The organism is Streptomyces sp. NPDC031474 (genome assembly GCF_055581185.1).
On the sequence record NZ_JBVIJX010000063.1, the window covers coordinates 1 to 7408 of the forward strand.

4 protein-coding genes and 4 pseudogenes are annotated in these 7408 nt (G+C 66.5%); 2 read left to right on the forward strand and 6 right to left on the reverse strand.

Annotated elements, in window-relative coordinates:
• Positions 1-129 precede the first annotated feature (129 nt).
• Positions 130-474, reverse strand: a complete 345-nt coding sequence (locus ACZ5SK_RS48235) for a hypothetical protein (protein WP_334577223.1) — start codon at positions 472-474, stop codon at positions 130-132.
• 92 nt (positions 475-566) lie between these two features.
• Between ACZ5SK_RS48235 and ACZ5SK_RS48240 the strand changes: the two are divergent.
• Positions 567-803: pseudogene (locus tag ACZ5SK_RS48240) on the forward strand (IS110 family transposase); the annotation flags it as partial.
• Between the two features lie 1109 nt (positions 804-1912).
• Here ACZ5SK_RS48240 and ACZ5SK_RS48245 read toward each other — a convergent pair.
• The 4 genes and pseudogenes from ACZ5SK_RS48245 to ACZ5SK_RS48260 all read right to left on the reverse strand — a co-directional run.
• Positions 1913-2132, reverse strand: a pseudogene (locus ACZ5SK_RS48245) (helix-turn-helix domain-containing protein); the annotation flags it as partial.
• Positions 2133-2197: 65 nt separating this feature from the next.
• On the reverse strand, positions 2198-3391 hold the full coding sequence (locus ACZ5SK_RS48250) for an HTTM domain-containing protein (protein WP_334577225.1): 1194 nt from the start codon (positions 3389-3391) through the stop codon (positions 2198-2200).
• Positions 3381-3896 (reverse strand): DUF5819 family protein, encoded by a 516-nt coding sequence (locus tag ACZ5SK_RS48255; protein WP_361709245.1) that lies wholly within the window; start codon positions 3894-3896, stop codon positions 3381-3383. The genes ACZ5SK_RS48250 and ACZ5SK_RS48255 overlap by 11 nt, the downstream gene beginning before the upstream one ends.
• 338 nt (positions 3897-4234) lie before the next feature.
• Complete coding sequence (locus ACZ5SK_RS48260) at positions 4235-5554, reverse strand: ice-binding family protein (protein ID WP_468578089.1); 1320 nt, start codon at positions 5552-5554, stop codon at positions 4235-4237.
• A gap of 966 nt (positions 5555-6520) precedes the next feature.
• On the opposite strand from ACZ5SK_RS48260, the pseudogene ACZ5SK_RS48265 reads away from it, so the two are divergent.
• A pseudogene (locus ACZ5SK_RS48265) lies at positions 6521-7315 on the forward strand (helix-turn-helix domain-containing protein); the annotation flags it as partial.
• Here the strand turns inward: ACZ5SK_RS48265 and ACZ5SK_RS48270 are convergent.
• Positions 7310-7408: pseudogene (locus ACZ5SK_RS48270) on the reverse strand (IS5/IS1182 family transposase); the annotation flags it as partial. The pseudogenes ACZ5SK_RS48265 and ACZ5SK_RS48270 sit on opposite strands and share 6 nt — an antisense overlap.

The window sequence follows — 7408 nt, forward strand, 5'->3', positions numbered from 1 at the left end:
CTTCCGGGGCCCCTGCGGCCTCCGGTCCTCCCGGATCTCGAAGTCCACTGCAACTCCCTACGGACGGGGTGTTGCAACGACCTCTTGAACTGAAGCAATATGCCGGGGCCTCACAGGAGGACTTAGTGATCAGACGTGCGTCTCGCGGACCAGTGTGTCGTCTCCCTGGTAGAGCTCCAGGGAGTAGCTCAAACCGAGGCGGTGAAGTACGCCGCCGAGTTCGTCGAAGTGTTGAGGGTCGACGACTCCGTTCAGGAGGATGTCTGGACCCTCGATCGGCTCGACCTCCAATTGGCACCAGCTAGTTTCGACTTCGTAGCCGTGCCAGGAAGACGACCTCGAACTCCACCCCACTTGCACGAAGTGCTGGGCCACCGCAGAGGCATCCCGGCAACCGCGCAGGACACCGCATACGTTGTTGCCAACCTCCACCCACTCAGGATCGATCTTCTGGTCATCGTCGGATACGTCCACGCCGGGAAGTATGAGGCCCAGGTTTCGTGCGATCACTCGTATTCGCGCAACAGATCCTCGATACGCCGGTTGGCGACGTCCTGCCCTCCACCGTCCTGGCCAGGCACATCAAGAACCAGCGCCTCGCCTCAGCCGGCTACATCTGGGCCTTCGCCGCCCTCACCGCATCCCCCGGAGCCAGAGCCCACTACGACCGCCGCCGAGCAACCGAAGAACGACACGTCGCAGCCCAACGCAACCTCTTCAACCGCCTACTCGGCTGCCTCCACCACTGCCTCACCCACCACACCCCCTACGACGAGCAGACCGCCTTCCCCGACACCGCTTGACTGATCAACCGCATCGGATGTCTGTCTGCGCCCCGGCTGGCCGCGCCCGGCGGCGCGCTACGTGCGTGCCGGCAGAAGCGAGGAAGTCCCCCTCGGGCCAAAGAGATGCCTCCGGCGGGGGATCGGCCGGCACCGGGATGGAGGGGCGCCGTTCCCGACTGCGGGCCGGTAGTGGTGTACGTGGGGGAGCTCCCAGCCCGTCCACCGTCGACCCAGGCAGGGCCGAGCAGACGCGGCCCATGGCGTCCAGGTCGTTCGTACAGTGGCGCGCTCCACCTGGATGCCATGAACCACGCCCGCTCCACGGTGTGTGGGTCGACGGCGGACGGGATGGGAGCTGGGGAGGGTGGTGGGCTGAGGCGGCTTGGCGGACTCACGCTATCCACGGGCGGCGAAGCAGGCGAGCAGCCCTGCTCCGACCCTCAGGACAATCAGTTGCACAACGCCTGGAATACGCCATCCCAGGACAAAGAGGCCACCGCCTGTAACGACTGCGCCGCCGACGAGGAGCCACATTCCCCGCAACGCCTCCCTAGGCGCCTCGGGCGAATTGCGTCTGTCATGGGCGTCAGCCCAGCCCGTCATCCCGTAGCGGATGAACACCAAATAGGCGATAACCATCAGGTCGATGACGAGAAGCGCCACACTGACCCCAACTTGCTCGCCGGTCGACGGCTCACCCCCGGGCCTCATACCCACCAGCTTTGCGTCTGCTGGCGACATCCCGTTAATCGCATGCCGCCCAGCTTGCTGACGTGGCAGGCGCTGCACATGAGCACCGCTACTCAGATCCGCCGCACATCGGAACCGTCCCGTGATGGGGCAACCGTGCCCCAGCCGTGCCCGATCAAGCGGGAAACCACGGGGAACACCGGGCTGTCGCGGGGGTCGGACATGAGAAGGGCCCCCGACCGAACATACGATCAGGCGCGATGCACACATTAAGTGATAGGTCCGAGCTGTGGAGCGGTTTACCTGCTCCGTGTGGTTACGAAGAGCCGCTAAGGAAGAGACCACTGACGTCGCCACAGAGCGAACGGGAGGTCTGCCTTGGGTGAGGAACGGTGATCACTGGCCAAGCCATCACCACGCTGTGCGGCCTGTCATTGGGCCAGGCCGATCTCATAGAACCGGTGGATCACGTCACGGACGGTGTCCTCGTCGGCCTGCACCAGTTTCGCGATCACTGGCAGGTGGTCCCCCTGCCGAGGCCAGCAACATCATCGCGCGCCGGTAGCGCACCGAACTGGTGCTGCCCTGGCGCACGATCTGCTGCAGCTTCTGCCCCTCCTGGTCGGTCAAGCTGCGCAGACGGACAGGCTGAGCCACCACGGGCCTTCACCGGTGAAGGCCCGTGGTGGCTCAGCCGTAACTTCCTGGGGTGCCGTGCTGAGTCAACCGTTCGTCGGGGGGACCTGAGGGGACAAAGGCTCGGTCGCGAGCGTGGCGTCGTCTCGTCCTGTGGGGAGGACGACTCGACGCTTGGAGCCGAGGGCGCCGCCGGGCCCACCTTGCGCAGGTACGGTTCCGGATCCTGCCGCTCGTCCGGGGGCCGGACGCCAGCTGCCGGTCCGCCGCATCACGTGTCGGCAGAGGCGGGGCAGGAAGGTGTAGAAGCGGTCGGGCAGGAACGCGGCGTCCGCGACGATCATCGCACCGGAGAAGAGAGGCAGCCCCATGAGCACCGCGATGCCGATGTGCATGCCCAGCAGCATGGCGAGAACGGGGTACTTGAGCCTGCCGAAGAGCACGAACGGGAAGGCCACCTGCAGGAGCACGGTCAGGTAGCCAGCAATCGCGACCACGAGCGTGTGCTCGTCCACGAAGTGGGAGAGCGCGGGCCAGGGCCGAAAGAGTTCGAGGTTGAGGGCGTAGTGGAGCGCGGTGCCACCGCTCCAGGAAGGTCCCTGGACCTTGTACAGGCCGGCTGATCCGTAGAGGAAGCAGACCTGTGCCGCGATGACGAACATGCCGCAGTTGTGCACCACCGTGACCAAGGTGGTTCGGGCATCGCGGAGTTGCCTCGCGAAGGGGCTCTTCGGCCGTTCCGGCGCGTTGCCCGCACGAACCGTCTTCAGCCGGTTTCTGCGCGCGTCCAGGGACCAGCGTCGGCCGCAGGCGGTGAGGACGAGGTAGAGGGCCATCAGCAGGACCAGGTTGTCGCCCCCGTCCGTCATGAAGATCGCCCTGGCATGGAACGAGAGCACCACGACGGCGAAGAGGACGGACAGGACGCGGGTCCGCCAGCCCAGCATGAACAGCGCGGCCGTGACGAGGGCCAGCACATAGCAGAGCTCGAAGTAGGTGCGGCTGTCGGACAGGGTCAGGATGCTGAACCAGCCCGTCTGTTCGAAGAGTTGGCGTGCCAAGGCGGGCGTCCACGCGGAGCCGGGACCCCAGATCTCGGCACGGTGCGGGAACTCGCGCAGCAGCAGGAGCAGGTAGAGCAGTCCGTAGCCGATGCGCAGCACCGACGCGGCGTACAGGGACACCGGGCGGCCGGTCAGGAGGTCCCCTGCCGCGTTGATCCGGGCGGCGATCCACCGGTCGGCGCCGGCGGACGCGGTCCTCTGCGCCTCAGTTTCCATGGCGGGTCACCTTCCACCAGGGCAGGAGCCGGTTCTCGATCGGCGTCGGCGGGCGCTTGTCTGCGGCGGGGCCGGGCGCGTCGATGGGCAGGGTGAGGACGCGGAGCTGAATGAATTCGAAGGTACCGCTGTTGTGGGCGGCGACGCGGTCGGAGGCGATGTTGGTCAGGTACTTCCGCATCATCAGGGCGCGTTCCGTGCGCGCCCTGTCGTCTCCTCCGTGTGTGTCGACGTAGCCGGTCCAGGCGCGGCGCAGCATGTTCTGCGCCGTGTGGCTCGGGAACGGCTGATGTTCGACCGCGGAACTGTCCACGGCGCTCAGGTCGAACCAGGGACTCACCTGAACCGCTCCGTCGGAGCCGGTGTGGGCGGTTCTCGCCAGAATCTGCCGGTTGATAGATTCGGGGTCCGGAGCGAAGAGCCGCCAGTTCTGTTCGAAGAAGGGGTACACCCATGAGTGGATCTGCGGGCTGTATCGCTTGGAGACGGTGTTGACAGGTGCCACGTGAAGGAACACGAGAATCACGTGAACGACGCTCGTCACCAAGCACAGGACCACGGCGGCGCGCAGTCCGAATTTCATCAGCGCCCGGGCACCCCTCCGCGACTTGCGCGGCGCGGCCGTGGCGCCAGGACGTTCCTGCCTGGCCGGACCGGAGTCGGACTGATGGATTTCCTCCACGTCCGCTGAGTCGATTCCGCTCGACACCGCCTACCTGTCTTTCTCTATCAGCTGGTCGCGCCTGGCTTTTGCGCTGACTGCCACCGACGGCGCGCGGCGGACTCGATGTGAATTCCGCCGCGCGCCGTCATCCGGTGAACGGACTGACCGCAGTGCGATGCCTAGCTCTCGTAGCCCTTGGGCACCTCGTCGTAGCCGTAGTTCTCGTCGGGCTTGCCGTGGTCGGGCTTGCCGTGGTGGACGTGCTGCCCGTGGTCGGGCTTGCCGTCGTGACCCGATCCTCCGGGGTTGCCCCCGTGGTCCGGCCCTCCGGGGTTGCCGTCGTGGCCCGGTCCTCCGGGGTTGCCCCCGTGGTCCGGCCCTCCGCCGTTACCGCCGGAGGTGTTCCCGGCCGTGTTGCCCACGGTGCTCCCGGAAGTGGAGTTCCCAGCGGTGTTGCCGGCCGTGTTCCCGGCGGTGTTGCCCGCGGAGTTCCCGGCGGTGTTGCCCTCAGTGTTCCCGGACGTGGTGCCGGCGACATTGCCCGAGGTTGCGCCGGGCGAGAGGATGGGCCCGCCCAGGAGGCCACCGCTGGTCAGGCCACCGCTGAGGAGGCCGCCGCTGACGAGCCCCCCAGTGGTGGTGCCGGTGGTCGTGCCGGTCGTCGTGCCGGTGGTGGTGCCGGTGGTGGTGGTGCCGGTCCCGCAAGTCGGCCGGGTGATCGTGTTGTTGATCAGCGACACGATCCCGGACTCGGCCACAGCGCCGGCCAGTACCCGACCCTCGACCGTCGCCCTGTTCTCCATGGTGATCGAGGTGTGGGCCATGAAGGTACCCACGGAGAAGGAGTCGCTGCCGAAGCTGGCGGAACTTCCGATCTGCCAGAAGACGTTGCATGCGTTGGCGCCGCCGGTGAATTCCATTCGGCTGCCGGATGCCAGCGTCAGCCCGGAGGGGACCTGGAATACCCAGACAGCGTCGGGGCCGCCGTTCAGCGTGAGAACACCCGAGTTCGTGACCACACCAGGGACGAAGTTGTACAGGCCCGGACCAAGCCCCGTCGGGCCACCCGCGCCACTGAGCTCCGAGTTGAGAGTGCCATCGACGGGGCCCCGGGCTGCGGCGACGCCGTACGCGTTCTGCAGTGCGGCATGAGCGGCGTTGGCCGACCCGTCTGTCACGTGGACGGTCCCGTTGATCACATTGGCACACGGCGGAGACGCGGGGATCGCCGGCGGTGGCGGGTTACAGAATCCCGTAATCGAAGTCCCTGGCGACACCCCAACGTCTCCGCTGATCAGGGAAGAACCGGTATTGGTGACCGCCTCGCCGCCCAACACCGCGAAGCTGTTGGCAGCGCCAAGGGGAACGGGGGTTGTAATGGCATTTGCTTGCGTCGGCACCATTACCACTGCGGTAGCAGCGACCAGCACCGTGACGACCGACGCGATCCAGGCGGGCATTGCGCGCCGCCGATACGCACCAGAGATGTTCTGCGTCATCGAGGGGACTACTCCTCTAGGGAGGTATGGTGAATGTTTTTGCTGTCCTTGTCGAGTTTCCGCGAGCTGGAACCTCGCCTCTCTGGCAAGCACCGCGAGTTTTCCATGGTCTGCCGGCGGCACCCGGGAAAGAGGTTTGCTTCAGGTTAACCGGCGAGGAACCATGGAGAGCGCCAATGCGCGATGCATTCGAGTGGCTTCGACGGACACGGTCACACCTGAATCGGAATATCACAAAAAGCTAAGGGTGTGACGCCACGTAATCCATATAAGCGGAAGCCGCAGGTAGTAAGCGCTTCGTCCGGACGTTCAGGGACCGCGTCCCAGGTCGACGATATTTCGCCCGCGGGCCGGAACCGTAATCGGATTGCGGAAGCGGCTGTTCCCCTCCGGTCAGGGCCGTCACGGCGCACCGCCCGCGGTCATGGGAATCCACCGCGGGCGCGCGCCGGCGGCATGGAACGAGCGAAGCAGGAATCCCCGCACGGTCGTCCAGGAGTGGCCATGGTGGAAGGCTGCGATGTGTTCACTGTGGCACGAGAACCACGAAGCACCGGATGCTCGCAATGTTCATCAGGCATAGCATGAAAGCGGGTCGGCACACTCTCACGTGCGACCGGCCCGGAAGGGCGACCCCGGTGTGTATACGCCGGGGTCGTTGGCGCACGGCGGACGCGGCCACCCGTAGCACGGCGTGATCTGTTACGCCGATGTCCGGAGTGGCCCGACGACGAATCGTGGACCCGAAGGGGCGCAGGATCGGCACTGTGGAAGCCGGTCCACCCGGGCACCGTCCGACCAGCCGGCCTTGGCCACCGTCAGTCTCTTCGATCACCTCCTGACCGGCTCCACTCCACACCCGGCCCGCGATCTGGGTACCGTCAAGGGCAGAAGCCCCGACGGATGGAGCACGATGTCTCGCCGCCCGCTGGATCGCCGGCGCCTCACCCACAGGGGGGCGCGCTGATGCTGGAAGAAGCCGAAGAGATCGGCCGTCGCGCACGCCGCGCACGGCTCCGCCTCGGCATGACGCAAGCCGACCTGGCCGCCGCTCTGGGCAAGACACAGGGCTGGGTGTCCAAGATGGAACGCGGGCACATCGAACTCGACCGCGTCGGCCTGCTCAACCTGCTCGCTTCGGAACTGCACGTACATCCGAACGACCTGATCGGGCGCCCGTACAACAGCACCATTCCGGCCGAGAATCAGTGGCAGGTGTCTGCCGCCGCGATCATGCGTGAGCTGCGCCGTTACGACCTCGCTCCCGTCTTCGACGGAACCCCCCGCCCAGCCGGTCAGCTGTGGCAGGAAACCACCCGCCTTCACCGCCTCCGCGACGCTGCCGCGAACGTGGCGATCGTGCAGGTGCTCCCCGACCTGTTCCGTGAGGCGCGCGCCCTGGCGGAAGTCGCCACGGGCCACGAGCAGGAAGAGGCGTATGCCATCTACGCGGTGTGCTGCAAGTTCGCTCACACTGCCGCGCACGCACTTGGACACCCGGAGCTGGTGGCCCTGGCGTGCGAACGAGCCGCATGGTCTGCGCGGCTGTCCGGCGACCCGGTGATGCCTGCCGTCGCCGACTGGATGCGCGTGTGGGACATGTGGGCAACGGCGGACTGGGACGACTCTGTCGCCTTGTCCGACAAGGCGATTCGCAGTGTGCAGCGGGAGTACGACCGCGGTGACCCGTTGGCTGTTCGGGCCTGGGGGACGTTGCAACTGCGCGCTGCTGTGTCTGCCGCGCGCGGTGGTCGCAAGGCGGGTGTCGGCGTCGATGACGACCTGGTGGTTGGTCGAGTACCGGTAGTTCTTCGACTGCTCGGCGATGGTGTGGTCGCGGGTGGGGACCAGGGT

Excerpts from the sequence above, each read along its gene's own strand:
- ACZ5SK_RS48250 (WP_334577225.1), bottom strand. The coding sequence starts at position 3,391 with ATGGAAACTGAGGCGCAGAGGACCGCGTCCGCCGGCGCCGACCGGTGG.
- ACZ5SK_RS48260 (WP_468578089.1), bottom strand. The coding sequence starts at position 5,554 with ATGACGCAGAACATCTCTGGTGCGTATCGGCGGCGCGCAATGCCCGCC.